Origin of the sequence: Curtobacterium caseinilyticum (assembly GCF_030363035.1) — a bacterium.
GTDB lineage: Bacteria > Actinomycetota > Actinomycetes > Actinomycetales > Microbacteriaceae > Curtobacterium > Curtobacterium caseinilyticum.
The window spans coordinates 43,829-67,972 of the sequence record NZ_JAUCMN010000007.1 but is presented as its reverse complement, the minus strand read 5'-3'; the positions used below and the strand labels follow the sequence as shown (position 1 = coordinate 67,972).

Annotated in this window: 26 protein-coding genes; 11 read left to right on the top strand and 15 right to left on the bottom strand. The window is 65.4% G+C overall.

Annotation, left to right across the window (positions count from 1 at the left end):
* Positions 1-75 precede the first annotated feature (75 nt).
* Positions 76-1,296 (bottom strand): beta-ketoacyl-[acyl-carrier-protein] synthase family protein, encoded by a 1,221-nt coding sequence (locus QUG93_RS11055; protein ID WP_289473924.1) that lies wholly within the window; start codon positions 1,294-1,296, stop codon positions 76-78.
* Between the two features lie 54 nt (positions 1,297-1,350).
* Between QUG93_RS11055 and QUG93_RS11050 the strand changes: the two genes are divergently transcribed.
* Positions 1,351-1,962 (top strand): TetR/AcrR family transcriptional regulator, encoded by a 612-nt coding sequence (locus tag QUG93_RS11050; RefSeq protein WP_289473923.1) that lies wholly within the window; start codon positions 1,351-1,353, stop codon positions 1,960-1,962.
* 46 nt (positions 1,963-2,008) lie between these two features.
* Here QUG93_RS11050 and QUG93_RS11045 read toward each other — a convergent pair whose 3' ends face one another.
* Positions 2,009-2,383, bottom strand: a complete 375-nt coding sequence (locus QUG93_RS11045; protein WP_289473922.1) for a hypothetical protein — start codon at positions 2,381-2,383, stop codon at positions 2,009-2,011.
* Positions 2,384-2,500: 117 nt separating this feature from the next.
* On the opposite strand from QUG93_RS11045, the gene QUG93_RS11040 reads away from it, so the two are divergent.
* On the top strand, positions 2,501-3,430 hold the full coding sequence (locus QUG93_RS11040) for an AraC family transcriptional regulator (protein WP_289473921.1): 930 nt from the start codon (positions 2,501-2,503) through the stop codon (positions 3,428-3,430).
* A 196-nt stretch (positions 3,431-3,626) separates the two neighbouring features.
* On the opposite strand, the gene QUG93_RS11035 is transcribed toward QUG93_RS11040, so the two are convergent.
* Together QUG93_RS11035 and QUG93_RS11030 are read right to left on the bottom strand one after the other, a co-directional pair.
* Positions 3,627-4,442: a hydroxymethylglutaryl-CoA synthase family protein gene (locus tag QUG93_RS11035; protein ID WP_289473920.1), complete on the bottom strand. Its 816-nt coding sequence runs from the start codon at positions 4,440-4,442 to the stop codon at positions 3,627-3,629.
* Between the two features lie 679 nt (positions 4,443-5,121).
* Positions 5,122-5,622, bottom strand: a complete 501-nt coding sequence (locus tag QUG93_RS11030; protein ID WP_289473919.1) for a hypothetical protein — start codon at positions 5,620-5,622, stop codon at positions 5,122-5,124.
* Positions 5,623-6,128: 506 nt separating this feature from the next.
* Here QUG93_RS11030 and QUG93_RS11025 point away from each other — a divergent pair.
* From QUG93_RS11025 to QUG93_RS11010, 4 genes are read left to right on the top strand one after another with little or no spacing between them, the layout of a single operon-like run.
* A complete protein-coding gene (locus QUG93_RS11025) occupies positions 6,129-7,235 on the top strand; it encodes a fatty acid desaturase family protein (RefSeq protein ID WP_289474086.1) in 1,107 nt (368 codons plus the stop codon).
* Between the two features lie 41 nt (positions 7,236-7,276).
* On the top strand, positions 7,277-7,444 hold the full coding sequence (locus QUG93_RS11020) for a hypothetical protein (protein ID WP_224442027.1): 168 nt from the start codon (positions 7,277-7,279) through the stop codon (positions 7,442-7,444).
* Positions 7,445-7,470: 26 nt separating this feature from the next.
* Positions 7,471-8,439, top strand: a complete 969-nt coding sequence (locus QUG93_RS11015) for a diacylglycerol/lipid kinase family protein (RefSeq protein ID WP_289473918.1) — start codon at positions 7,471-7,473, stop codon at positions 8,437-8,439.
* Between the two features lie 25 nt (positions 8,440-8,464).
* Positions 8,465-8,887, top strand: a complete 423-nt coding sequence (locus QUG93_RS11010) for an aldo/keto reductase (protein WP_289474084.1) — start codon at positions 8,465-8,467, stop codon at positions 8,885-8,887.
* 230 nt (positions 8,888-9,117) lie between these two features.
* Here QUG93_RS11010 and QUG93_RS11005 read toward each other — a convergent pair whose 3' ends face one another.
* From QUG93_RS11005 to QUG93_RS10960, 11 genes are all read right to left on the bottom strand, one after another.
* Positions 9,118-9,954, bottom strand: a complete 837-nt coding sequence (locus QUG93_RS11005; RefSeq protein WP_289473917.1) for an SDR family NAD(P)-dependent oxidoreductase — start codon at positions 9,952-9,954, stop codon at positions 9,118-9,120.
* Positions 9,955-10,027: 73 nt separating this feature from the next.
* Positions 10,028-10,606 (bottom strand): TetR/AcrR family transcriptional regulator, encoded by a 579-nt coding sequence (locus QUG93_RS11000; protein ID WP_289473916.1) that lies wholly within the window; start codon positions 10,604-10,606, stop codon positions 10,028-10,030.
* A gap of 503 nt (positions 10,607-11,109) precedes the next feature.
* A complete protein-coding gene (locus tag QUG93_RS10995; RefSeq protein WP_289473915.1) occupies positions 11,110-12,114 on the bottom strand; it encodes a hypothetical protein in 1,005 nt (334 codons plus the stop codon).
* A 20-nt stretch (positions 12,115-12,134) separates the two neighbouring features.
* Positions 12,135-12,380 (bottom strand): hypothetical protein, encoded by a 246-nt coding sequence (locus QUG93_RS10990; protein WP_289473914.1) that lies wholly within the window; start codon positions 12,378-12,380, stop codon positions 12,135-12,137.
* Entirely contained in the window at positions 12,377-13,240 is an 864-nt protein-coding gene (locus QUG93_RS10985; RefSeq protein ID WP_289473913.1) for an antitoxin VbhA family protein, read from the bottom strand. The genes QUG93_RS10990 and QUG93_RS10985 overlap by 4 nt, the downstream gene beginning before the upstream one ends.
* A 39-nt stretch (positions 13,241-13,279) precedes the next feature.
* On the bottom strand, positions 13,280-13,555 hold the full coding sequence (locus QUG93_RS10980; RefSeq protein ID WP_289473912.1) for a hypothetical protein: 276 nt from the start codon (positions 13,553-13,555) through the stop codon (positions 13,280-13,282).
* Positions 13,555-14,592, bottom strand: coding sequence for a hypothetical protein (locus QUG93_RS10975; RefSeq protein WP_289473911.1), 1,038 nt, complete (start codon positions 14,590-14,592; stop codon positions 13,555-13,557). Before QUG93_RS10975 ends, QUG93_RS10980 begins: the two co-directional genes overlap by 1 nt.
* Positions 14,585-14,899, bottom strand: coding sequence for a hypothetical protein (locus tag QUG93_RS10970; RefSeq protein WP_289473910.1), 315 nt, complete (start codon positions 14,897-14,899; stop codon positions 14,585-14,587). Before QUG93_RS10970 ends, QUG93_RS10975 begins: the two co-directional genes overlap by 8 nt.
* Positions 14,892-15,494, bottom strand: coding sequence for a hypothetical protein (locus QUG93_RS10965; protein ID WP_289473909.1), 603 nt, complete (start codon positions 15,492-15,494; stop codon positions 14,892-14,894). The genes QUG93_RS10970 and QUG93_RS10965 overlap by 8 nt, the downstream gene beginning before the upstream one ends.
* Before the next feature lie 534 nt (positions 15,495-16,028).
* A complete protein-coding gene (locus QUG93_RS16030) occupies positions 16,029-16,235 on the bottom strand; it encodes a helix-turn-helix domain-containing protein (protein ID WP_111240271.1) in 207 nt (68 codons plus the stop codon).
* Positions 16,236-16,318: 83 nt separating this feature from the next.
* A complete protein-coding gene (locus QUG93_RS10960) occupies positions 16,319-16,999 on the bottom strand; it encodes a helix-turn-helix domain-containing protein (protein WP_289473908.1) in 681 nt (226 codons plus the stop codon).
* 392 nt (positions 17,000-17,391) lie between these two features.
* Here QUG93_RS10960 and QUG93_RS10955 point away from each other — a divergent pair, with 392 nt between their 5' ends.
* The 5 genes from QUG93_RS10955 (at position 17,392) to QUG93_RS16025 (ending at position 23,860) form a co-directional block, all read left to right on the top strand.
* Positions 17,392-17,589 carry a hypothetical protein gene (locus QUG93_RS10955; RefSeq protein ID WP_289473907.1) on the top strand — a complete coding sequence of 66 codons (198 nt, stop codon included), beginning with the start codon at positions 17,392-17,394 and terminating at the stop codon, positions 17,587-17,589.
* 143 nt (positions 17,590-17,732) lie between these two features.
* Entirely contained in the window at positions 17,733-18,695 is a 963-nt protein-coding gene (locus tag QUG93_RS10950) for a hypothetical protein (RefSeq protein WP_289473906.1), read from the top strand.
* The gene (locus tag QUG93_RS10945) at positions 18,692-20,824 is read left to right on the top strand and encodes a TnsB C-terminal domain-containing protein (RefSeq protein WP_289473905.1); all 2,133 of its coding nucleotides are present in this window, start codon (positions 18,692-18,694) and stop codon (positions 20,822-20,824) included. Before QUG93_RS10950 ends, QUG93_RS10945 begins: the two co-directional genes overlap by 4 nt.
* A complete protein-coding gene (locus QUG93_RS10940; RefSeq protein WP_289473904.1) occupies positions 20,821-21,924 on the top strand; it encodes an AAA family ATPase in 1,104 nt (367 codons plus the stop codon). The genes QUG93_RS10945 and QUG93_RS10940 overlap by 4 nt, the downstream gene beginning before the upstream one ends.
* The gene (locus tag QUG93_RS16025; protein WP_353067766.1) at positions 21,821-23,860 is read left to right on the top strand and encodes a TniQ family protein; all 2,040 of its coding nucleotides are present in this window, start codon (positions 21,821-21,823) and stop codon (positions 23,858-23,860) included. The genes QUG93_RS10940 and QUG93_RS16025 overlap by 104 nt, the downstream gene beginning before the upstream one ends.
* The last annotated feature ends 284 nt before the right edge of the window (positions 23,861-24,144 follow it).

The window sequence follows — 24,144 nt, the reverse complement described above, 5'->3', positions numbered from 1 at the left end:
GGACGGTGGCATCGATGGAGTCGAAGACGGCAACAGCGTCTCGATAGCCGATCGTCGACCGGACGTCTCAGCCGCTCAGGCAGTGGTGAACACCAGGGATGCGTTTTGTCCACCGAATCCGAACGAGTTGTTGAGCGCTGCCCGCAGCGGAGCACGCCGGGCGGCGCCGGCGACGACGTCGAGGTCGACTGCGGGGTCGAGCTGTTCAAGGTTCCTCGTTGGCGGAACCGTCCCCGTCTCCAGCGCGCGGAGGGTCAGGATCGCCTCGACTGCACCGGCTGCACCGAACATGTGCCCGATAGCCCCCTTCGGCGCCGTCACGAGCGCGTGCCGTCCGACGGCTCGGCTGACCGCGGCAGCTTCTCCGATGTCTCCAACCAGGGTGCCTGTTGCGTGGGCATTGACGTGATCGACGTCAGTGCCGGTGAGACCTGCCATTCGGATCGCCGCGGTCATCGCGCGTTCCTGCTCGCCGCCGCCTTCCAGGGGTGCGGTGATGTGGTGCGCGTCGGACGTGATGCCCCAGCCGGCGAGCGTTCCATGAGAGCGCTGACGACGTGCGGCGGTGTGTTCGGCGCGTTCGAGGACGACCAAGCCGGCTCCCTCGCCGAGGACGAACCCGCGACGATCGACGTCGAATGGGCGAGAAAGGGTCTCCGGGTCGTTGCCACCCGCCTTGGCGAGTGCCTGCGACTGCGCGAAGGACGCCATCGTCACCGGAGTCACCGCGGCCTCGGTTCCCCCAGCGATCACAACGTCCGCCTCACCAGTCACGATCAACCGCGCAGCGACAGCGATCGCCTCAGCCCCGGACGCGCACGCCGAAACCGTCGTGTACGCACCAGCGCGAGCGCCGTACTCAATGCTGATCTGCGCCGCAGCAGCATTCGCCATCAGCATCGGCACGGTGCGCGGCGACACCCGCCGGGCACCACTGGCACCAAGGACGTCGTGGGCATCGAGAAGCGTCTCGATACCGCCGATACCGGTCCCAACGACCACTGCGAGTCGATCGCTGTCGACGTCCGGTGATCCGGCATCTGACCATGCCTCTGCTGCGGCGACGAGCGCGAGCTGCTGACTGCGATCTAACCGGTTCGCCCGGACTCGGCTGAGCGCTCCGTCGGCGTCGAGCGCCGCGGGTGCCCCGACCCGGATCGGTACCTGTTCCCAAAGCGCGCCCTGGCGGTCGAGCTGGCGAACGCCGGACTGACCAGCGATGAGCGCGTCCCAGAGCGGCCTGACGCCGTGCCCGAACGGTGAAACCGCGCCGTAGCCCGTGACTGAAATGTCCATGATGCTCCTTCTTGTACGCCAAACAAGTTGAGTTGTATCCCGTACAATTTGGGGGTGGCAAACGTGATGGACTCTGGCACACCACGAGGCGCAGCGACGCGCGCGCGCATCCTTGCGGCGACGGCAGGGCTCTTGAGTGTGGCCGGACCGCGCAACCTCACGGTCAGCGAGATCGCCCGAGCGGCCGGGGTGTACCCGAACCAGATCACCCACCACTACGGGTCGAAGGACCGGCTGGTGCTCGACGCCGCTTTCGCGCTGTTCCTTCGCGATACCACCCGACTACAAGCGGCCGGACGCCGGGCCGTGGGTGCTGAGCAGTTCCGCGAAGTCCTTGCCCGGACCGCGCTCGCGATGCCGTCAACGGTCACTGTCGTGCAGGCACTGGCCAACAACGGCGGCGACGCGGCACAGCGCGAGCGCGTCAGGCTCTTGCTTGCTGTCCTCTTCCGACAGTCAGAGCGCTACCTGGAGCGCGTGATCAGGGAGCACGGCTGGACGAGCGTGGCCGGCGCCGACAGGGACGCGCGGACATTCTGGAGCACGGTCTTCGGTGCGACCCTTCTCGCATCCGCAGGCGTCAGCGGCAACGCAAGCGATCTCAACCTCGCTGCGACCATCTCCGTCACCGACCCCCTCCAACGACCACACATCGCGTCTCGATAGCCGATAGGCTTGCGGACCCTTCCAAGGTTGGTCGATCTCGCGAGGGTCAGCTCGTTCGATTGGTGTCCGTGGGAGTTGGGGGGTCTGCCCGAAGCCTTCTTGCGGCGGGTTCCTCGGAGTGTGACGATGCAGCGTCCGCGAACCGGCCGCCGCCCACGGCCTCGGTACGGCGGACGAGCTCGTTGACGAGGTCCTCGTCTTCCGGCTCGAGCTCATCGTCCGGAGCCACCTCAACCATTACCTGCGACGCGGGGCCCAGGAGCATCTCCGTGAGAACACCAACGCCGTCATCGTCCGCCGTTGGGATCTCGACGATGTCTGTCGTACCGTTCTCACCCAGCGCGGCCGCGTAGGCCAGGACCGCATCCGCGATCGCGTCGCCCGTCATCACCCGGTTTTCGCCGTACACCACGTACTTCATGCGCCCACTCAACGCCAAGCGTCCCGAATGACTGCCCTGCTGACTCCCTATGGTGCGCGGAGTGTCGGAGGTCAGTGCAAAGATCAGCGCAGAATGCCCTCCGACGATGAGTCTCCCGTGAACGTGGACCGCCGCGGCACCTCCATCGATGACGCGGTCGCCTTCTACGAGGGCGTCTACTCCAGCGACAACATCCACGTCGGCCGTTCCGCCGCTGACGGCTTCTCGTGGCGATTCCGCGCAGTCGGCGACGAGAACGTCGCTGTTGGGACATCGTCGGTTGCCGCAAACAGGTGGGGCACCGTCGGCCAGCAAGACGTCTACATGCTCGCATGGGCGACCGGCCCCGGACTGACCCTCGACAGTGCTGCGCGCAGTCCGATCCAAATGGTGCCGGGAACGCCGGTGATGTATCCCAGCGACCGCGAGTTCGAGTTCGAGGCGCGCCCCACAACGCAGCACCTCATCCGCTTCGACAAGACATTCCTCGAATCGGTCGCAGCCGCGCATGCAGGGATGATCCCCGGACCACTGAAGTTCACAACCACCGCGAAGCCGGACGCTGCTGCGCGCCTTCGGCAGGTCATCCGGTCCGCATCCCCGGAACTGTTGAACTCGGCAACCGATCGCGCCCGGCGATCTACGCTGAACATGCTGGTTGCGGAAGCTGCCGTCGAAGCCTACGACGCCACCCCCACACTCGACATCCTCCGGCACGAGGGGCCCGCGTCCATGCGGCTGGCGCAGGAGTGGATGATCGCTAATGCCCACCGACCCATCACCGTGACTGATGTCGCCCGTGCCGTCGGGATCAACAGTCGGGGGCTGCAAGCGAACTTCCAGCGACACGCTGGCGAGAGTCCACTGTCGTTCCTGCGCACCGTCCGGCTGCACCATGTGCGCGCGCAACTGGTCATTGCCGAACCCGACGTCACAACCGTGGCTGAGATCGCTCGCCGCTGGGGGTTTGGGCACCTCGGCCGGTTCGCCGCATACTATGCCAACGCGTTCGGGGAGCTTCCCTCGGAAACCCTCCGACGCGGCTAGCAGTGCTGCCGGTCCGTCGGGACAGCAATGGCCCGGAGCGGGATGTGGCTAGTGGCGCTGCTAGTCGTCGGCGGGTTCAGGCGATGACGTCAATACGAAAAGCCCTGGAATCGTCGTCGCCTGGCCACGCACATGCGTCGTCGCAATCATGCCGCCAGGCCGGCTCCCTCAAGGGAGCCGTCCGCTACCCGATCGGCTACCGGGCGCCGCCATTGCGCAGATCGAACAACCGGAAGGCCTCGCTCACGGTCAACACTGCCGCGGCAGCAGACGGCCCGATGTCACGAGCCAAGTCGCCTCGTAGCTCGACGATCGTGTCGCGGACGTCCGTCCTGCGCTCGTTCCGACCTGCTCGGGTCACGGCGTACGACCGTTGGCCGTGCGCCGCTGCGCTCCCCATGCGCCAGAGAAGGCTGACACCGCTGTTGAGCGTTTGATTGCCTTCGGGATGCACAAAGCTGGAGGCCTTGGCGATCACATCGGTGTTGTTGAGTTTGGCGACAGCGGAAGATGGAAGGGCCAGTTTTGTGGCGACGTTCTTGCGATCCACTTGCCGCTGCTCGAGGTTCGCTTCGGTCTCGGCTCGAAGTGCCGCTTGAGTAGCGTCGAGTGCTGACAGTCCGCGGACCATCGCGAGCTCATCCCGTGAGTCCTGCATTTGGAGCCGCATTGCGTGCGCCCGACGCTCCGCGCGCAGCGTTGGCGCTAGGACCCAAACGGCTTGCGAACCTGTCAGTAGGGCAGTCCGCAGCGCGGTCATCTGCGCGGTCGGGTACAAGGTACCCGTCGCTCTCATCGCAGAGAACGTGAACTCGAGATGCTCCACTGCGACAACGATGGCGTACCAAGCGATTCCGGAGACGTGCAGGCCAGGGTGATCGTCCCCTCCAAGCGCGCTTCCCGGCAGGATCGGAGGCGCATCGTTCGTCCGAATCGACCATTGATCTGTCGTCTCAGCCATACGCGTCACGCGCTGTTGCCAGCTTTCGTGAGACTGGTCAGATTCAGTCATGCCGCGACATCGGGCAAGTGGGGGCGGTAGCCATGGCCCCAGTGTGCCGGATGCCACCTACCGCTCGAGGAGAAGCGAATGCGGTCCTCAGGTCTGACTAAGGCTGTCCGATAGCCGATCCGCTACCGGTCGGACGGGACACCGTCGAGCGCCGCCGGCACGCGCACCTTTGCGAAACCGAGTGCTATGTCAGTCGCAAGGAGGACCCAGCCGAGTGAGTTGCTTTGGGCGATGAGCTAGACGGCGCCAACGGTCAGAAACAAGCCCAGGAGCACCAGCGCTAGTGAGATCGCCGCCCAACGCATGCTCCGGAGTGTACGAGAAGTGCGTGCTCTTCAACTGAGCGGGGGTGCTTCTGGCGGTTGTAGGAGCGTGTATTGGTAGCCGTTGCGTGCCATCGGTCGGTGCAGGCGATGATGCGTGGCTGCCCAAATCCGCCCGTTGTACTGCAACCTTTCCGGGGCGGTTCCCCGGAGGGTCAGGGTGATGTCAGGACCGGCGGGCTCTTGGAGGACGAGGGTCCGCAGCACTCCTGCGGGGTCGAGCGTGATGTGAGTTGCTGAGTCCGACATGGTGTTCTTCTCGATCTCTGCGGTCAGCCGGTTCATGCCAGCGCACGGGGGCGAAGGCAAGTCGACCGATCGGCGTGCCGTGCTGTGTCGGCGGTGAGCATGACTGCTCACAGCGCCTCAGACCTGCGTTCTGCGAGGCTGTCTGGTGCGCCGCCCACCGCATCGTCGGAGGTGTCGGGGGTGAAGTGGATTCGTTCGGCGGCGCGGGTGATGTCTTGGGCGCGAGCGATCTGGGCATCTTGCGCGGTCTGCGCATCAGCACGTGACTGGCGCATGGCTGTTAGGGCGTTGGTGCTGATCTCGTGGATCAGGTTCGCGATGGCGGTGGCGAGACCGCGTTCGAGCTGGCCGAGGTTGGTGTTGCCGATGATCAAGCGCCGGTCGTGGACGGCGAGGGTCACATCCCGGTAGCCGGCACGCTCCAGCGAGTGATGACTCGCTGAGCCTTCCAGCGCCGTGAGCTCCTGCGGGTTGGGTCGCCGATTGAAGACGGCGGGAACGTCGTAGAACCGTTCGGCTGCGTCGGTGCCGAGAGACGTTGGGAGGCCGGACGCAACGACGCCCGTCAGTGCGAGGTGCTGGTCAGCAGTGGTGGATGAGCCGGTCATGGTGACTGCTTCCGTCGACGGTGGTGACCGCCAGGGTGCGTGCGTCGCTGCGAGCATCGTGGTCGGAACCGTCTGACGGCAGTCTGCTCCTCGCCGCTGGTGACGGCGTGCAGGTTCCGAACGGCGGCGACCAGGGACCCCTTCATCGTTCATCATCCGGGGACGAGGAGGGTGGTGACATGAGGACACGACTGCAAGCACGCGGGCGATGGGGCTGGCCCGTCGCCGCGCTCGAGGGGCACTCGATCGGCCGGGTCCGGCCGCAGCGCGACGGGTTCCGAGCGCTCGCGCATCAGCAGGACGGCGTCGTCCGACTGCTCGGCCTGTTCGACAGCAGGAGCCGCGCGCTCCTCGCCGTGGAAGCGGCGGACAAGCGGCTGCACGGCATTCCCGACCGAACGTTCACGGGTGGAACGCATCCGGAGGCCGTAGCGTTGCATCAAGCGCGGATGCGTCAACTCTCCGGATCGGTCGAAGGATCGCTCACCACAGAAGGTCGATCCTCGATGACGACCACCCCGCTCGCCCTCGGTTTCACCCGGACCCGACCCGGTCCGGGCAGCCGCAACGGTACATCCACCTATTCCGCGCTCCTGGCGCAGGTGAAGGAGAACGGCCTGCTCCGTCGGCGCACCGGTTTCTACTGGTCCCTGTTCGGCAGCCTGGTCGCGGGTCTCGCGCTGGCGTGGGTCGCGTTCGCCTTCCTCGGCGACTCCTGGTTCCAGCTCATCGTCGCCGGAGCGCTCGGTGTCATCTTCACCCAGTTCGCGTTCCTGTCGCACGAGGCCGCCCACCGCCAGGTCTTCGCCTCACAGAAGTGGAACGACCACGCCGGCCGGTGGCTCGGCACGTTCCTGGTGGGCTTGAGCTACTCGTGGTGGATGAACAAGCACACCCGCCACCACGGCAACCCGAACACCGTCGGTAAGGACCCCGACATCGCATCAGGTGTCCTCCGCTTCACCCCCGAGGACGCCGCCAACGCACCGCGCGGCTTGCACAGCTTCACCGGGCACCAGGGCTGGTTGTTCTTCCCCCTCCTCACGCTCGAGGGCCTCAATCTGCACTGGAACGCCGCCCGAGCCATTGCCGTCGGGGCGAGCACGAAGGCCGATCGTCGCGGCCGCACCGTCGAGGGGACGCTGCTCGTCGCCCGGTTCGGCATCTACCTGACGGTCGTGTTCTGGTTCCTGCCGTTCGGCATGGCCTGCGCGTTCCTCGGGGTGCAGCTCGCCGTGTTCGGCGTGATGATGGGCGCCTCGTTCGCCCCGAACCACAAGGGCATGCCGACCATCGCGCACGACGCGAAGGTCGACTTCTTCTCCCGACAGGTCCGCACCTCCCGCAACATCCGCGGCGGCTGGTGGGTGTCGTTCCTGATGGGGGGCCTGAACTACCAGGTCGAGCACCACCTCTTCCCGTCGATGCCGCGGCCCGCGCTCAAGCAGGCCCGCCTGCTCGTCCGCGACCACTGCGACACCCTCGACGTGCCCTACACGGAGACCACGCTGCTGCGCTCCTACGGCATCGTCGTCCGCTACCTCAACCGGGTCGGACTCGCCGCACGCGACCCCTTCGCCTGCCCGATGGTCGCCGAGCTCCGCATCCACTGACCCCACTCTCGCTCTTCCCACCTCCGACAGGAAGCATCACCATGAAGACCGTCATCGTCCTCCTCACCCTCTGGGTCATCCTCGCGATCGTCGGCTTCGCACTGAAGGGCCTGCTCTGGCTCGCGATCATCGGCATCGTCCTGTTCGTCGGGACCCTGATCTTCGGCGCAGTCCGCCGTGCCGGACGCAAGGCCAGGCGCGTCAACTGAACCCGGCAACACCCTCACTCGCATCCGTGCGCACTGCCGCGGTCGTCCTCAACCCGACCAAGACCGACCAACATCGACTGCAGGGGGTACTCGACGCGGCTGCCGTCCGGCACGGGTGGGCATCGACCCGCTGGTACCCGACAGCGGCTGACGACGGCGGCCGCGCCGCCGCACGAGCAGCCGCCGACAGCGCCCCCGACGTCATCCTCGCCGTCGGCGGCGACGGAACACTGCGAATCGTCGCGGAGCAACTCCGGGGCACCGGAATCCCCGTCGCAGTTCTCCCGACCGGCACCGGGAACCTCTTCGCCCGCAACCTTGGCCTGCCCCGCAACGACGTCGACGCGGTCATCGACACCGTCTTCACCGGCACCGACCGGCAGATCGATCTGGGACTTGCGGAGCTCACCCACGCCGACCACTCGACAAGCGAACACGTGTTCCTCGTCATGGCGGGCATCGGACTCGACGCGAGCATGGCCGCCGACACCAACGCCTGGGTCAAGAAACGCTTCGGCTGGGTGGCGTACTCCGACCCCATCGCCCGGTCCGTGATCGGCAACCGTCAGATCCCCATCCGCTACACGCTGGACAACGGCCCAGCACGCTCGATGCGGGCGCACACGATCATCGTCGGCAACTGCGGCACCCTCACCGCCGGCGTCCTGCTCCTGCCGCGCGCGGAACCCGACGACGGCATCCTCGACGCTGTCGCGTTCCGGCCCAACGGCTGGTTTGGGTGGACCAAAATCGGCTACACCCTCACCCTCAACCGGTTCTTCGCCCGCACCGGCTTCGGGCGTGTGCTCGCCAAGGTCCTTCCACGATCACGTGCACTCCCCACCACCCGGGCACGGAACCTCCGCCTCGACCTGGACACACCGGAACGCGTTCAGCTCGACGGCGACCCATTCGGAACGGTCCGATCAGTGACTCTCACCACCCACCACCACGGCCTCACCCTCCGCACGGCACCGCTTCGCAGCGCCCAATAGCCACCCGGGCGCTCCCGAGCTCGGGATCGGGTTTGTGCCGTTCTCGCCGCTCGGCCGTGGATTCCTCTCCGGCACCGTCACTCGGAAGGACGACCTCCCCGAGGGGGACGCGCGGCGGAACCTCCCCAGGTTCTCCGCCGAAGCCATCGATGCGAATCTCCGCGTCGTCGAGGCGCTGAAGGTCATCGCCGATGAGAAGGGCGTGACCACCGCACAGCTTGCGCTGGCGTGGCTGATCCAAGCCGGCACTGTCCCGATCCCGGGCACGACCAAAGCGTCCCGAGTCAAGAAAATGTCGCCGCTGCTGACCTGGTGCTCACCACGAGCGATCTCGACCGCATTCGAAGCTACTTCCCCGCACGGGGTGGCTGTTGGCACAGCCGGACCGACCTGCGGTACTCAGGAGGTACCGCGAGTCGCTGCTGCCGTCCGGCAAACGATCCTCTAGCGGACGATTGAGCGCGGTCAGCCTCCGTTGGGCGGCGCCGGCGTCATGATTCGATCGTGCCCTGCCAGGGCCAGTGGCCGCTAGCCGCTCCTGCAACGGCCACCTGCGCCTCACCGCTACGCTCACCAGTCGTAAAGCTGCCATGGCAGGGCGAGAGCACCCGGCGCTTCCTGTGACGGGTGCTCTCTTCTCACGCCTTCGTTGGCTCGAGTTGCCCTTCAGGTCTCAGCTCAGCGCTGGTTGTACTCGTTCGCTGCCAGGACGACCTCTGTGGCAAACGTGCCCTGCGTGATCGCAGTGGCACCGCCGTCGACGGGGATCGTGACGCCGGTCACGTAGCCGGCGAGGTCACTCGCGAGGAACGTGGCGACCTTTGCGATGTCGTCAGCGGTGCCGACCCTGCCGATTGGCTGCGTTGCTCCGAGGCGGTCGGCGAGGAAGCCCGCGAACGGCACCGCTTCCTCGAGCGGAACCCCGAAGCTGCGCGCCATGATCGGCGTCATGATGATGCCCGGAGCGATCGCGTTCGACCGGATCCCGAGCGGAGCGAGTTCCGCCACCGCCTGCCGGACAATTCCAATGACTGCGTGCTTGGAAATCGTGTACCCCGCGGCCGCCCAGCCGCCCTGCATTCCCGCAGCCGACGCCGTCGAGATGATCGATCCGCCGGTGCCCTGCGCCTGGAACTGCCGGGCAGCGTACTTATGACCGAGGAGTACCGACCGGGCCACGAGCGCAACGGTCTTGTCAAAACCGGCCGCACCGAGCTCGAGGATCGGCGACGGGTCCCCTTGCGCGCCCGCATTGTTGTACATCACGTCGAGCTTGCCAAAGCGCTCGACAGTTGCCGCCACGAGCGCTTCAATTGCGGCCTCGTCGGTGACGTCCGTGTGGAAGTACGTGGCGCTCTCGCCGAACCGGTCGACGATGGAAGCGCCGAGGTCGTCCTGGATGTCGGCGATGGCGACCTTCGCACCCTCGGCAACGAAGCGTTCGACCGTTGCGAGTCCGATGCCGCTGGTGCCACCGGTGACGATGGCGACCTTGCCTTCGAGCAGTCCTGTCATGGTTGTTGTCCTCGTAGTCCTGGCCCGCGGGTTCGTGCGCCGTCGGTCGGGCCGACCCCGACGGCGTGATCCGTCATCGTCGACGGACTGCTCCTGACGCGAACGCGTCGATAGTCTGCATGTAGGTCTCTTCGGGGCCGGCGCCCGTGGTGACCATCGCCTCGAGCGCGATACGGGTCGCGCTCGCCACGGCGGCCGCAGCAGCACGAGCAGCGACGGTGTCCGCCGGAATCCCCAGCCGCGGCGCCAGGACGGGCGCAAGGGAGCGCTCACCGTCGTGCACCTTCCGCAGGAACACCGACCACATCTCTCGGTCGGCGAACACCAGCGGGAACAGCGCGGACGTGCGTTCGGCGACGCCCCCGAGCAGGCTGGCGCGGAACGCCGCGAGAAGCACCGACGACACATCGGTTTCCGGCGCCGCCTCAAGGATCGCCTCGTCGAAGCGGCGCGTGGTCCAGTCAAACACCGGACTCACCGATTCCGCCTTGACCGGAAAGTAGCGGTGGAAGGAGCGCTGCGATATCCCGGCAGCCTCCGCGATCTCCGCGATCGGCAGATCGGTGGTGCCGCGGCTGATGAAGAACTCACAGCAGCGGACCGATGCATGGAGTCGGGAACCCTCCAATGCCGTCAGACCTTCATCGCTCACAAGGGCACCCTACGCTCGGCTGGCAGAAACTGCCACCTGAGCGCTTTGGCCGTGATCCGGCCCGGTGCGTCCGATAGCCGGTCCTTCAACGGGCGCGTCAGCGTGACCTGCTCTGACTGCACTTTGTTCTGTCTCAGATGCCTAGTCCGTTGATGTTCTCGCCCAGGGCCCCGTATGCGAACGTCGGTGCCGGCTTCTACTGTCGCGGTCATGGGTCGTCGTCGTTCGGATCGTTGGGTGCCCGGGTCGCCGTTCTCGCTTGAGGAGGATGCTCGTGGGACGGAGGTGGGTGAGTTGCCGGAGCCGTTGCCGGTGCATGCGTGGTTTCAGTTGCCGGACCGGCTGACACGTCGAAGTGACGCCGAGGCGTACCGCTTCACCCGAGACGCTGTGTGGGTGGAAGCGGGTCGAGGTGAGACCAAGCTCGCCGCTTGGGTGTGGCGTAGTTCCGTGAAGCACCGACGCCCTTCAACCGGACCATCGAGCTAGCCTGCCGGTCCTACTCAGTTGAGCAGGTTGTGGCGGAGGTCGTAGCCGGTGTCGGCGAGGAACTGCAGCCGGTCGCGTACTTCTTGCAGCGAAGCTGCGTCGTCGTCGTTTCGGAAGTCGGCGCGGAGGAGCGTGTTGGCGGTGATGGTGTCGTCGGTGCTGTCCTTGAATCCGGCGGCGGCTGCGGTGAGGAAGATCGTGGGGTCTGCTGGGCGGATGAGTTCGGTGCCGGAGTAGCCGATCGTGTCGGGTTCGAAGCCGAGCGCAGCCATGTCGACTTCCTCCTCGGTGAACGCGACGAGCCGGTACGGCATCTCGCGTTTGCTAATGGCGGGGTAGCCGGGCCGCTCGGAGATGGCGCGGCCGGAGATGCGGCATCCGGCGCTAATGAGCCGTTCGGCCTGCTCGACGAGCGGCAGGTCGGACGTCCACCTGGTCCTGACCCCGCCGGGCCCGGGGTAGCAGGCAATTGCGAAGTCGACGAGCCCGCCCACCTGTCGCGACTCCCAGCCGATGTCGGTGCGGTGCACGCGTTTCCCGAGGCGTGCGAGCGCGTCATCGACCTGGCCAGGGGTGAGCCCAGCCCGCACCAGCCCGTCGAAGGTGGAGCCGTTGACCGCGAGCATGCGTGCTACGGCGAACGTGAAGTAGATCGGTGCCGCATCCTTCCACCGCTCCTTTGTGCCGAGGGCCTGCTTGCCGTCGATCCAGACGCGGCGCCGGTCGACGTCGACCAGCAGCACCGTCGCCGTCTGTTCCGCGAGCGCGATCTGCGTCACCGTCACGGTGCGCGGTGCTAACAGGAGCAGGTCAACGTCCGTTTCCTCGCCGCGAGGCCGCTGCGTCAACGAGGGGAAGCGTGCGCGGCGGCCGTCGGCGAGGCGAATCGTGTCGTGCGACTCCACGACCGCGCGAAGTCCAGCGAGCCTGAGGACAGCGAGGGTGTCAGTGAGGTCGGTGGTGTCCCCGAGGCCATACGGCATCGTGATCTGCGGCCTGCCGGAGTACGCGGCGGCCACCCATTCAAGCCGCGGACCCATCAGCTGCGCTCGTCCGAGGTGTCGGGCCGGGTGAGGGCGATAAGCCAGCGGGTTTCTTCGAGAAACGGTTCCCACCCGTCGCGGGTATCACCGTGTGCAGGTTCGCAGATGTTGCCGGTGGCGGTGCTGCGGATGATGACCTGCCGCAGCACGGTGCTGGATGGGTCGCGGAAGAACACCTGCCCGTTCACCCCGGTGGCGTCGTAGGCGACATTGAAGAGGAACAGGTCGGGCCGGCGGGTCATGGTCGCCACCGTCGTCCACGGAACAGGGCGATGATCGTCGTCAGGGGCCGGCCTTCCCGTATCCAGTCGAGCGGCGTCAGGACTCGGTCGTCGACGGTGAGGAAGTCGAGGGGTGTGGTCATGAACTCGGTCATCGCTGCTGCGTCGAGGAGCGGTTGCGGTGCTGCCGCGTAGAGGAGGTCGAGGCCGGGCAGGAGCGAGGACGGGTCACCGAACTCGAGCAGGGCGGGCTTCACGAGTTGCCAGTCGGGGATGCGTTCTTCGCCCTCGAGGTCGAAGCTCGTCAGTCGGCAGGAATCGAACAGCTCACCGACTTCCTCGATGCTGATCTGCAGGGCGGCGGCGACTTCTGGTTCGGTGAGGGTGGTGTCGAGGAGGTTCCGGCGGATGCGGGCTTGCGTTGTTTGCCACCAGTCCTCGGGAACGTCCGCCGGACCGGCGGCGCTGTGTCCGGGACGCCGGGGGATCTGTCGGCCTTCGTCGGCGTAGGCGCTGAGCTGTTCGCGGGTCACCTCTCCGCGGGCATACATCCACAGCTGCGACTGCCACGGCATGTCGTCCGGGAACCCTTCCAAGTAGCCGGAGTGGATCACCGCCCGAACGGCTTTCTCCCGTCGCGCGATCTCGGAGGCGGGGATGAGGAGGGTCTGCACGATGCGGTTCGCTTCCCGCACCGCCGGCACCGAAAGGTCCGACAGCACCGTGTTGGTCCTGTCGTAGAGCTCATAGCCGGGCTCGACGTCGATGGGGCGGACGAGGATCTGCGCCAGGTGCGCGTCCGGGTTCTCCGTGTCCTCAAGGAGCACATGCCCCCAAAGGATCCGGTCGTTTGACAAGTGCAGGGACACCAGACGCATCATCAGCAACTACCTCCAAAAGTTGGGCGTGAGCAGAGCGGGTTAGGGCTGCGGGAAGTCGGCTTGGGTGCGGCCGATGCGGTCGGGCGTGTAGCGGAGGAGGGACCGCATGATGCGGTCCGCTTCGACCATCGCCGGCACCGTCGGATCCTGACCCTCCGGGTCGACGTTGGTGAGGCGGAACCAGGGCGGTTCGTCGGCGTGGTCGATGAGGACCACGGCCGGCTTGTCGTCCGGGTGGTCGGGGTCGGTGAACATGACCGACCCGAAGAACCGGGTGTCGTCGTAGGCCAGCGTCAGCGACAGCAGCTGCAGCATCAGCCCACCCCGCCCTCACCGCTGCCGTTGTTGGGGTGCCAGCGGAGGTCGTGGGCGAGGTCGGACTGGAAGTGCAGCAGCTGCCGCAATCCGTTCACCGCATCCGTGTTCGCGGTAACCCAGCTGTCTTCGTAGAGGACGTGCGCGGTGATGAAGTCGTTCGTGCAGCACCCCTCAGCGCTGCTGAGGACGGTGGTGTCCTGTGGGATGACGACCGACACCGTCGCGTCACCCGCCGACGCAGGCTCGTAGCCGAGCGCCTGCATGTCCGGGTGGTCGGCGAAGAGCGCAGTCAACCGGTTCGGGGGAACGAGCACCCCGGACTGCTGCGCCGCCCACCGATCCGACATCACCCCACCCAGCCCGATCAGCTGATCCGCCTGCGCATCGATTGTGTCGTCCCGTCGCCAGCAGGTGCGGACTCCGCCATAGCCTGGGTAGGCCGCCAGGGCCCAGTCGACCAGGACGGGCCGGTCGGCGGCTTCCCACCCGATGGGCGTGTGGAACACGTGCGGACCGAGGGCCGGCATGGCGGCGCGGACTTCGCCCATGGGGATGCCGGTGCGGTCCGCGATCGCGTGCGTGCCGCCTCCGTGTAGGACGATGCTTCGGGCGATCGCGAACACGGTCCGCCACCCCGGGGTCGCTTTTCGCTGCATCGACGTGCCATGCACCTGCCGGCCGTTCGCCCACACGCGCCCGCGTTTCCCGTTCACGACCACGAGGTCCGGGTAGCGGCGGACCAGTGACAGCACCCCGCCCTCGGACCCGCCCGGCAGGAGGATCACATCATCCACACGGCTCTCGGCACCGTCGCCGTCGTCGGTGACGGTGGCGGTCGGGTCCGGGGTGGCGAGGAACGCGGTGCGGCCGTCGTCGAACCGGAGCCGGTCGAACGCCTCCACCCGTGCCGGCATCCCGGCAGCCGCGAGGGCGGTGAGCGTCTGGGTGATGTCGATCGTGTACCCGAGCCCAAACGGCAACGACAAGATCGACTGCTCGCGCCGAATGTCCTGCACCCACTGCCGATCAGACATCAGCCGACCCCACCGCATCCGCACGACGCCCAACCGCGCGAAGCTTCACCAGCACGTCCATCACCTGCGTCGCCGATTCCAGGAGCGGGTCAGCAGGGTCCGTCAACGGTGCTCCGTTGAGGAGCGTGAACACCCGCCCGTCTTTCGTGGTGCGGACGTTGACGGTTCGTTGCAGAATCTTCGGCCCGGTGGAGTTCGTGAACGTCATCCCCGCCACCGTCGGCCAGATCACGGCGTCGAACTGCGCCGACAACGACAGCAGCCGCAACGGAACCGGCTCGAACCGCGGCGCCCGACGCTCAGGCATCGCCAGCCAACCGTGGGTCATCCTCCGACAGACGCTCCAAGCCCAATCCTGAGGCGTCGAGGATCGCGTTCTCCGACTCTTCAGTAGCGACGAACGACCCGATCTGCGCGTTGACCGCGACAAGAGTCCCTATCCGACTCCGCGCGTCCAACACGACCGCGGAGACCTCCTCCTCCGTGCAGTTCGAGGTCAGTTCGGGCTTCGACGGGTGAAGGGCGGGGAACTCGAGCTGCTGCACGGGCGGGTGCCACTTGACGCCGATGCGGAGCATCCGGCCGTCCTTCTCGTTGCGGTAGAACATCGACCCAAACGGGTGACCCATGTCGAGGGTGAGGTCCGCGCCATGAAGCGTCCACCCGGTCGCCGCATAAGCCGGATCCCACCGCTGAACTATGAGCGAGCCGATACCCATCGTGAGACCGGAGATGAGGGCCTGGTCTTCTCGCACTTCGACGAGGAGAGCTTCCAGGTCGGGCTGGTTGACCCCCCGAAGGTCGGACAGTGAGATTCGAGACAATCTCTGACCAGACCCTGACTGCAGCCGAGACTCCGGACGCCTGTGCTTCGGGACGAAGGGCGAGTCGTGGTCGCTCACGCGCGCGCTGTCCCAGGTAGCCGCGACGCCGATCTGGCGGTTGCAGCGCGGCTCGGCACTGAATGCTGTGGTGCACTGGTCATAGGACACTCCTCCTAGCAAGGTATGGCTAGGTGGATAGTGTACTGTCCATGACGGACGATTGGCCAGGGGAGCTTCACGTGACCCACGGGCGTGGCTTTCAGCGCTTCACCGGTTGGCTCGACGGTTTCGTCGTACCGAGCGGGGTGCGACTCGAGTTCGTTGATCTCGGGCGACGCTGTGATGTGCACGTCGTCCGGGGAGGGCGAGCAGTGACGGTGGTTGCGGACCTCGCGTTGGGGCGGGCGCTCGTGGAGGACGACATCGACGATGGCGAGTTGATGGCGTTGGCAAGCGCCCTGCTCGCGCGGCGTAGCGCGGTGTGGGCAGGGAACCGAACTGGGGCTGCGGACGAGAGTCCTCTGTGGGCGATTGCCGCCTTAGTTCCGAGCGCGAGATGGATGACGATCGGTTAGATCCCGCGGCGCGGACGCCGAATCCGGAGAGTTGCTCTCAGTCGTGGTCGGAAAGTACGCGCCCGGGCCAAAGGTCGGTTGCGAGAGCTCGCTCGAGGCGAGCAATGGTTGAGAGGGTCGGCCACGCCTTCCCGGCTAGGAGGTTGTTGAGGGTGCCATGGCTGATGCCGGCCCGTTCGGCGAGAGACCGAGCTGTCTCTTGTCCCATGGCTGCACGGACCCGCAAGATGAAGCGCCGATCCACTTCTGCGATCGGATCGGACGCGGCTTCATGTGGCCAACCAGTCGGGGAAAGGTCGACAGGAGCGCGACGCTGGTGGCTCTCTGTCACCGCTCAAGCGTATGGGACGCGTCGGCCTCGGAGACCGTTTGCTTCTCGATCTCGTCGTGTTCAGGATCGGTAAGGCATGTCCACGCCGTCACTGGTCCCTCGATGAGCGTGTGGCGGCGCAGGCCATCGGAAGGGAGCGTCCACAGCAGCTCGGCTCGTTCGCAGTCAGGAGCAAGGTGGACGGCATGACTTTCGTAGGGAGCGACATGGAGCACGGCGGAACGGGCCTCGATCCGGTGCTCTGTTCTGCCCAGCGTCACAACTATTGCCCCGGAGAGCACGCTGACGAACTCCTCGCCCGCGTGGATACACGTGTGAGGCTGAGATGCCTGACGGTCCATCGTTAGAGCGAAGAGTCGGTCACGCCGGCCGGGGGGAGTGAGTGCCCGCCAATGCCCTTGAGTGTTTGACCATTCCTCACGGTCGAGGAAGGGGGAGGGGGGCGACGACCTGTCGATTAGGTCATCGATCGATACGCCGAGCTCTCGCCGCAGCTTGACAATGTGCTCTTCTGTCAGCGTGAGCTTGCCTGCTTCGATCCGTGTCACCACGGACGGGTCGCGCTGTAGGCATGCCGCAACCTCCCGCACGCTCCATCCAGCGTCTTCTCGTAGCTGTTTGAATGCGCGCCCGAGGCGTTCGCGTTCGTCCCCACGCACCTTGTGGAAATCGATCATGCGAGCACAGTACTCAGTGCGCCTGGCGCATCGGATCGTGCGCGACCCGCCGCAACTGGCGTTCCGGAAGAGCTTCGCCTTTACAGTGGCGGCGATCCGGTGCACACGACAGGGTGTGGCGCGGTAACTAGACTGACCTCGAGCACGCTGAAGGACGGCCAACTCGGCCGTGCGGGCGCTCCCGGGAAGTTGCGCCGCGTGCTCCCTGCAGTCGAAGAGTGGGTCTCACGTCCGAGCGAGCGTTTCGCGTCGGATCGTTTCACATGCCCGCGAACTTGGCAACCGGATCCGACGTTCACGCTGACGATCGGAACTGAACCGCGATGCCCACTCCCCCGACCCGCCGCCTTGGCAAGCCCCGCAAGCACCCTCCGGAGGAGGCGGTCGCGCGCGTGCTCATCGAGCAAGTGCGTCGGGCTGATGAGCGTATCCAGGAAGCCATCGAGGAACGCGCGAAGCTCGCCCTCGCCGCTAACGACGCCGGGCTGAGTACGACCCGTCTTGGTAGCGAGATCGGCGTCGGTCAGACGACGATCGCGAAGTGGATTCGTGAGGCTCGCGTAGCAGGCGAGCGCAGTTCTAGTGAGTAGCGACTGGTTGCTAGATGCCTGCGTGGGCGGTACGGTGAACTCGAGCAACCGAGCCTCCATCGAATGGGGTCGGTCTGTGCTTTCACTGGTCTGATCCGAGGAGCTGACGCGGGGCGGTTCTTCGCGGGAGAAACGCGTTCGCGATGCAAGCTATCGAGCAACTGCAGACGATCCCGCTCGAGGTATCCCCGGGTCGTGAAGTTGAGGACTGGCACGCGCAACGGTGGCTTCCGCAGCGCTCGCAGAGTTCTGACATCGAACTGCGCGCCCTACTCGAGCGATTTAGAAGCGAGACCCGTCGATCGCCCGGAGTGCGAGCGCGGCTGAACCGTCCAATCGGCGCGCCGAAGCAGAGCACTCCACTGCCGCCGCAGCCGACTGGACCTCATCTCGATTACGTGATCGCGCTTGGGCGGCGGACCAGTGTGACCCGGCAAGCGGAAGCCGTCACGCTCGCCGACCTCGTCTTCGCGCACCCTCGACGCGACTTCTCGAGGCGGCCGCATCAGCATCATCACCCCATCGCGCAGTACGCAGGCACCGTTGGCGATCTGGTCATGTGCGAGTCTCGGCTAGAGCGTGCCTTCGTGCTGCTGGCCGATTTCACTCCAACGGTCTTGCACATCATCAGTCAGCCGCTGACAATCATGTTCCGTGTCGGATCGCAGATTCGATGGCATACGCCAGACTTCTGTGTCCTACGTTACGGGGCACCGCCTCTCGTGGTGGACGTCAAACGACCTGAGCAAGCGCTCGTCGTTCGAACCCAGGAGCGGCACTGGCTGGTGGCTGAGGCCCTAGCTGCTGCAGGTATGCACTACCTCGTGTGGACCGGGCTGGCCGAGCCGGTCGTCGCCAACCTCAGCCTCCTCTCGCGCGCGCAAACGCCGATCAGCGGAGAACGGCGCAATGTCCTCCGTGATGTGACGATCCAGTGGGTTCTCGACGGGCCTCAAACCTTCGAAAGTCTGGCCACAGCGCTCACGCGTGAACACTCCGTGCCAGATCTCGCGGCGAAGACCTTTCTGCGCGAACTCATTTGGCAGCGTCAGCTGCGCATACACATGCACCACTTCCTTCTGCCCGAAAGCGAGGTCTGGGCATGAGCCTGCACGAGAGTCAACCGCGCCCGGCTGTTCGAACCATGGCCGTTGGTACGCGGCTGCAGTGGTTCGGGCACGACGTCCACATCGGTCGAATCGGCGTCTTCGACGTAGATCTCGTCTCCGTAAACGGCGCACTGCTCGGGACCGCACCGATCAAAGACGTCCTCGTCGCCCTACAACAACCCGGCTCCAACACACAGCTGTGGCGCGATCAAGATCCCGCTGAGATACTCCGCGACGATGCGGCGGCACTGCAGGAGTATCGCGAAAAATACGACATCATCCACCGACTCCTCACCGGCCTAGCAACTGACGCTCCAGCTGGCGCTGTACCCCGCCCCGAGCAGGACCCGAAATACACAAAGCTACCGAAACGAATGCGAGCTCTTGCCGAGCAGCGCTACCGGGACCCACGGGTGAAAGGCCGCCGGACGGGAACGACCGTCACGCTCGAGTCGGAGCTGACCTACATCCGCCGCACCTATCGCAAGTGGCTCGAGAAGGGGCCGATGGGGCTCGTGCACGCGTCCCGGCTGCGCGCACGGGACCCGATGGACAACCCAATTCGGGCGGCAGTTGCTGAGTTCATGACATCACAACTGAAGGGCACCAAACGCACGGCCCAATCGTGGGCTCGTCTGTTCAGGGCGTGGGCGCAGAAGGAGCGGGCCGATCTTCGCCTACCGGAGGACGACACGCTTGCGGACTACATCTCGGCATGGTTGCGAGCGCGAGACCATGCCGGCGGAACGGCGAAGAGTCAACGATCTGCAGCGAACAGGCCTGCGATGTCGCCACGGCTTCGCGTTGCTACGCGCGCGGGGGAACTTGTGCTGTTCGACACCACGAAGGTCAACGTTTGGGTGCGGAACCCGGAGGGATCCGGCTTGGTTCGGCTGGAGCTGACGGTAGCTCTTGACCTCTACTCACGAGCGATCGTCGGTATCGCGCTTACCCACACGACACCAGCGCAAGCAATAGCCCTCTGTCTCGCCGACGTCATCGTGCCCAAGGCGCAGGAAGCGCTAGAGGAGTGGCGCGGCGATCCGCCGACGCCCTATGTCGGTTGCCCGGCGGAGCTTGACTTCTTCGCCCGAGTCGAAGATCCGGATGCGCGAGGATTCCTGCCGGAAACCGTGCATACAGACAATGGCAGCGCCTACGTATCCTCAACCATGGTGGCGCTCTGTGCCTACTTCCAAATCTCCTATGAGCAGTCCCGTGCCTACACGCCGACCGACAAAGCGCAGATCGAGCGGGTATTCCTCACGATCAAGCAGATGCTCGAAGAGCTACTTCCCGGCTTCCTCGGCGGAAGCACTGACGACCGTGGCGAGGGCACCGAGCGCCACGCGACGCTGACTCCCGGCGACTACGAACTCGCCGTCCGGAGATTCGCCTACGTCTACAACCGCCGTGTCATGGAGACGCTCCACACGGAGGACGATCCGTACACCGCCATGAGCCCGATGGAAATGTTCGAGTACTCCTTGCGCCGCCACGGGGCGATTCGGCTACCGGCCCACGCACTCGACCCCATCCGGCTGCTCCCGTTTTCCGATCTCGCCGTCGATGCTGGGCGAGTGTTCTGCCGTCGGCTGTACTACCGCAGTCCCGTGTTGGCAGAGATCGCCTCCGACCCACTCGCCGTCAACGATGCTCGTCAGCTCCGCATCTACTACGACCCGACAGATATGCGGCAGGTCTACGTCTTCGACTCCGCAGGACGGTGCCACGAGATCCCCTGGAAGGATCGGCAGCCCTGGACGCGCCGGTTCGGTCTCTACTTCGCGGGACAGGTTCGAGAGCGCCTGGTCGCCGAACACCTCGACCCAGAAGCCGTTGGCACGCTCCTCAACGAGATCATCAACCGATTCGATCGCGATGAACTCCTCGAACCGCCAGCGCTGCTGAGCACATCAGAGCAGGTCATGCGGCAGGCAATCGACCCCGTCATGCGGCGATTCCGCGAGCGATTCCAGGTGCCCTCGCCTGTCTCGCCGAAAGCGATCCGGGCAACGAAGGGCAAACGCCCGCAGGCCCCGGCGACGCCTCCTGTCCGCGTGGAAGCCGTCGCGCCTGCCACCACTCGTAAGGCCATCGAGCCGCTGCCCATCTGGACACCGTGAACCAGGCCCGCCCCGCGGAGCCGTGGCTCAACTTGCTCACCGACACCGATCGCGACTTCATTGCCGCCGTCCGCGGTGAACTCATCCCAGACCCCGGCCTGCTCACCATGCGTTCACTGCGCGCCCTCTCGGATCTGGATCGGGAGCGCTACGCCATGAGGCGCACTAAATGGCACCGGCACTTCCCCATCATCCGACTGTCGTCGCGTGAGCAAATCTACGAGCAGTTCGAGGTGGACCGCCGCGAAGACGAGTGGTCGCGAGGTGACTACGCGGAAGGGCATCCTGTCAGCGTGCTGGACGGACCGCCCGGAGTGGGCAAGTCCACTTTGCTTCGAGCGGAGATTGCAAGCTCGCTTGCCTTGGCCGCTCGGACCCGATGGCTCGACGAAGACGAAAAAGTCGCTCAACCGAGCACCAGCTACCGACATCTTCCGACGTACCAACCGGTCATCCGATTTCGCCACACTTCCGCAAATACTGTCCCGACGATCGTAGCGGGACTACTCGGGAAGCTGGGCCGACCAATCGGGCCACGGCCACACGAGAGCCTTGCGTTGGCGTTGAAGGAATGCCGCACGTCGCTCATCGTCTTTGACGAGGTGCAGCGCGTGAACTTCGACCGGAAGACTGGGCAACATGTCCACGGGCTTCTTCGAGAACTCAGTGAAGGCCACAGTCGACTGATTCTCGCCGGAAACGACGCTAGGTGGATGCTCGAACGGCCGAAGATGTTCGGTGCGACGTTCGGGACGGATGCTTCCGCTGACCGGTGGATCGTCCTTAGAGTCAACCCCCTTGGATACGATGATGAAAGTCAACAAGTAGAGTGGCGTCAATTCCTTGCGGCCATTGAGCGCCGCGTCCGGCTTTGCGACTTGCCGGAGCAGGGATGGTTGTCCGAGGGGCTTGCTGACTACCTGTACGCCCTGTCCGAGGGGCGCTTCAACACTCTGCTTGGAGTCCTGAAGCGTAGTTTCGTCCGAGCGATCGCAGATGGGTCGGAACATGTCGACCGCGCGCTTCTGGAACGAGCACGTATCGAATGGACGCGTGAGCAGAACCGTCTATCACGTACGGCAGAGCTCGATGACGACTGATGAAGGCAGGTCCCGCACGCTTTCTGAGATGCCGCAGGTCCTTGGAGTTCAGGTGAGGCTCGGGCCGGGCGAATGGCTGCAGACGGCGATCAGCCGCTGGGCGTACGAGATGCGGTCGTCACGAGGCGAGCTTCTCGACTTCTTCGGGCTGCGCGGCCTACCGCACAACGAGCTGATTTCGCTCGGAAATCACGCCCAAGAGGATGTCATCGAACGCATCGCTGCGTCCACGCGCCTGGCGACCGCAGCTTTGCGGGGGTCGCTGATGAGTAGTCTGAATGGCAAGGCGCTCATCATCGACGACACCACGGAGCGGGCGGCGCACAGCATCGCCCGTCGCAGTCCCCTGGCAAGGCTGGCGGGCACCCGTTATTGCCCTGCCTGTCTGAGAGAGCAGCCCGGCGTGTACAACCTGACGTGGCGTCTGCACTGGTCCTTCATCTGCCCAATACACAGCTGCCTCCTTCGCGACACATGCCCGGACTGCGGCCGCACTCCTGCGGACGACCGGAGCAAAACAACCAGGAGCTTCGATCCCGACACTTGCCGCAACCGACTTGATCCGAGCAGCCGATTCAGTTTCTGTGGATTCCCATATCCAGATGACATTGTCGAGTCGGTAGACCCCGAGGGGCGACCGGCGAAGGCACAACGACTGATTCTTGACCACATCGGCGCACCAGGCGGGGCCCTCGAGCTGCTCAACAATCTCCGCTCCATCGGTGCCGCTTTGCGCGCGACGGGCAACACCGGCCGGATAGCGCGCCTCGCAAATCTGGAACCGGCAGAACTTGAGGGAATGATCGATCGTGAAGAGCACCCCGGCACAACGGCACCACTTGATGCGTTCGCGATGAGCGCTCTCACGGCAGCAGCAGTAGAGATACTTCACGCTCCGGACGAGATCAGCGAAGAACGTATACGGATCACCACTTTCGAGCGCCCAGTCGGGTACGCGCCCGCATCGGTGCATCTAGGTCCTGGATCTGCCCGAGACCTCATAGCGCACTACCCGGGGGCGCAGCAATCTACGACGCTTCGACGTGCGATTCTCCGGGCACACGACCGTGACCTGTCCGCTACGCAGCGCATCGTGTGGGGCAGCACGTTGACGAGGGCGGTACGAGACAAGTACCCAGAACTCGCAAAGCCGACACCAGTGGAATGGTTAGCGCAGAACGTGCCGCGCAACTTTTGGCCGTCTTGGACCGCCCGGTTCGACGGGGACTCGGGAACCAGCGAGGGAGCTCTGGCTCGTGCGCTTCGTTTCGTTCTGCTCCACACCGACTCTTGGGAACAAGCGGACCTGTCCCGAGGGCCACGCCACCTGGGGCAGGTGAGGGACAGAAGCATCCTTCCCGCCCTTGGTGAAGGTCACGCTCTCACACAACGCCTGGCTGGCATTGGGCAGCTACGACTCGCAATGGAAGCATCGCCGTCCCCAATCGATTACTACGCGCGCACACGGTTCCCCCTTCGGCAGTTGTTGACTCCAGCCGCATGGAAGCTCGTTGCAGATCGCGCAGGGGTGCCTGCTGGTGGCCGTCTCGGATTGGCATGTGCTCGGTGGTACCTCTCGAACCGCGTGACAGGCGTTCGAGAACCCGGGCGAGGTGCACCCACGACTGCCGAATCCGGGGCGACTTACACGATTTTCCGTTTGAGCATGACGGGCGAGTTGCAGCGGGAGCTCGATGCGCACGCGGGCGCAGTTCTCCGCTCCTTAGACCTACGTGGCCCCGTGACCTGGGCGCCCCCTTTGATCGAGCTGCCGCTCGGCAGCCCAGGGCGAGAACTCAATGACGTCAACCTCGCGCTCCTACACGAACTACTGCGATCCGGAGAACGACAGCAACGAGTTCTTGCCAGCGAGCTCGGAGTCAGTGCTCGGCGCGTGCTCTGGGCCGTCGATGAGTGCCCTCCGAGCGCGCAGTGACTGTGCAACAGGTCGTTGCAGTCTGAACATCTGACGTGGACGACACTCTCCGAGACGTCCAGGCAAGGTGCGCCGCCCTGCCGTCGACGGCAGGTCAAGGCGTCTTCGAGGCGCTCGAGCTGAAGACGGACAGTTTCGGTCGCCGACGCCGCGGACAACTTCCAAGCCAAGTCCGTGCAAGACGGGCCATCCGTCGGACAGAATCGGTGCGCTCTTCACAGTCGTCCGCCAACGAACGTGTCCAACTGCCACACAACGTGTCCTGAAATACGGAGGTGGACACG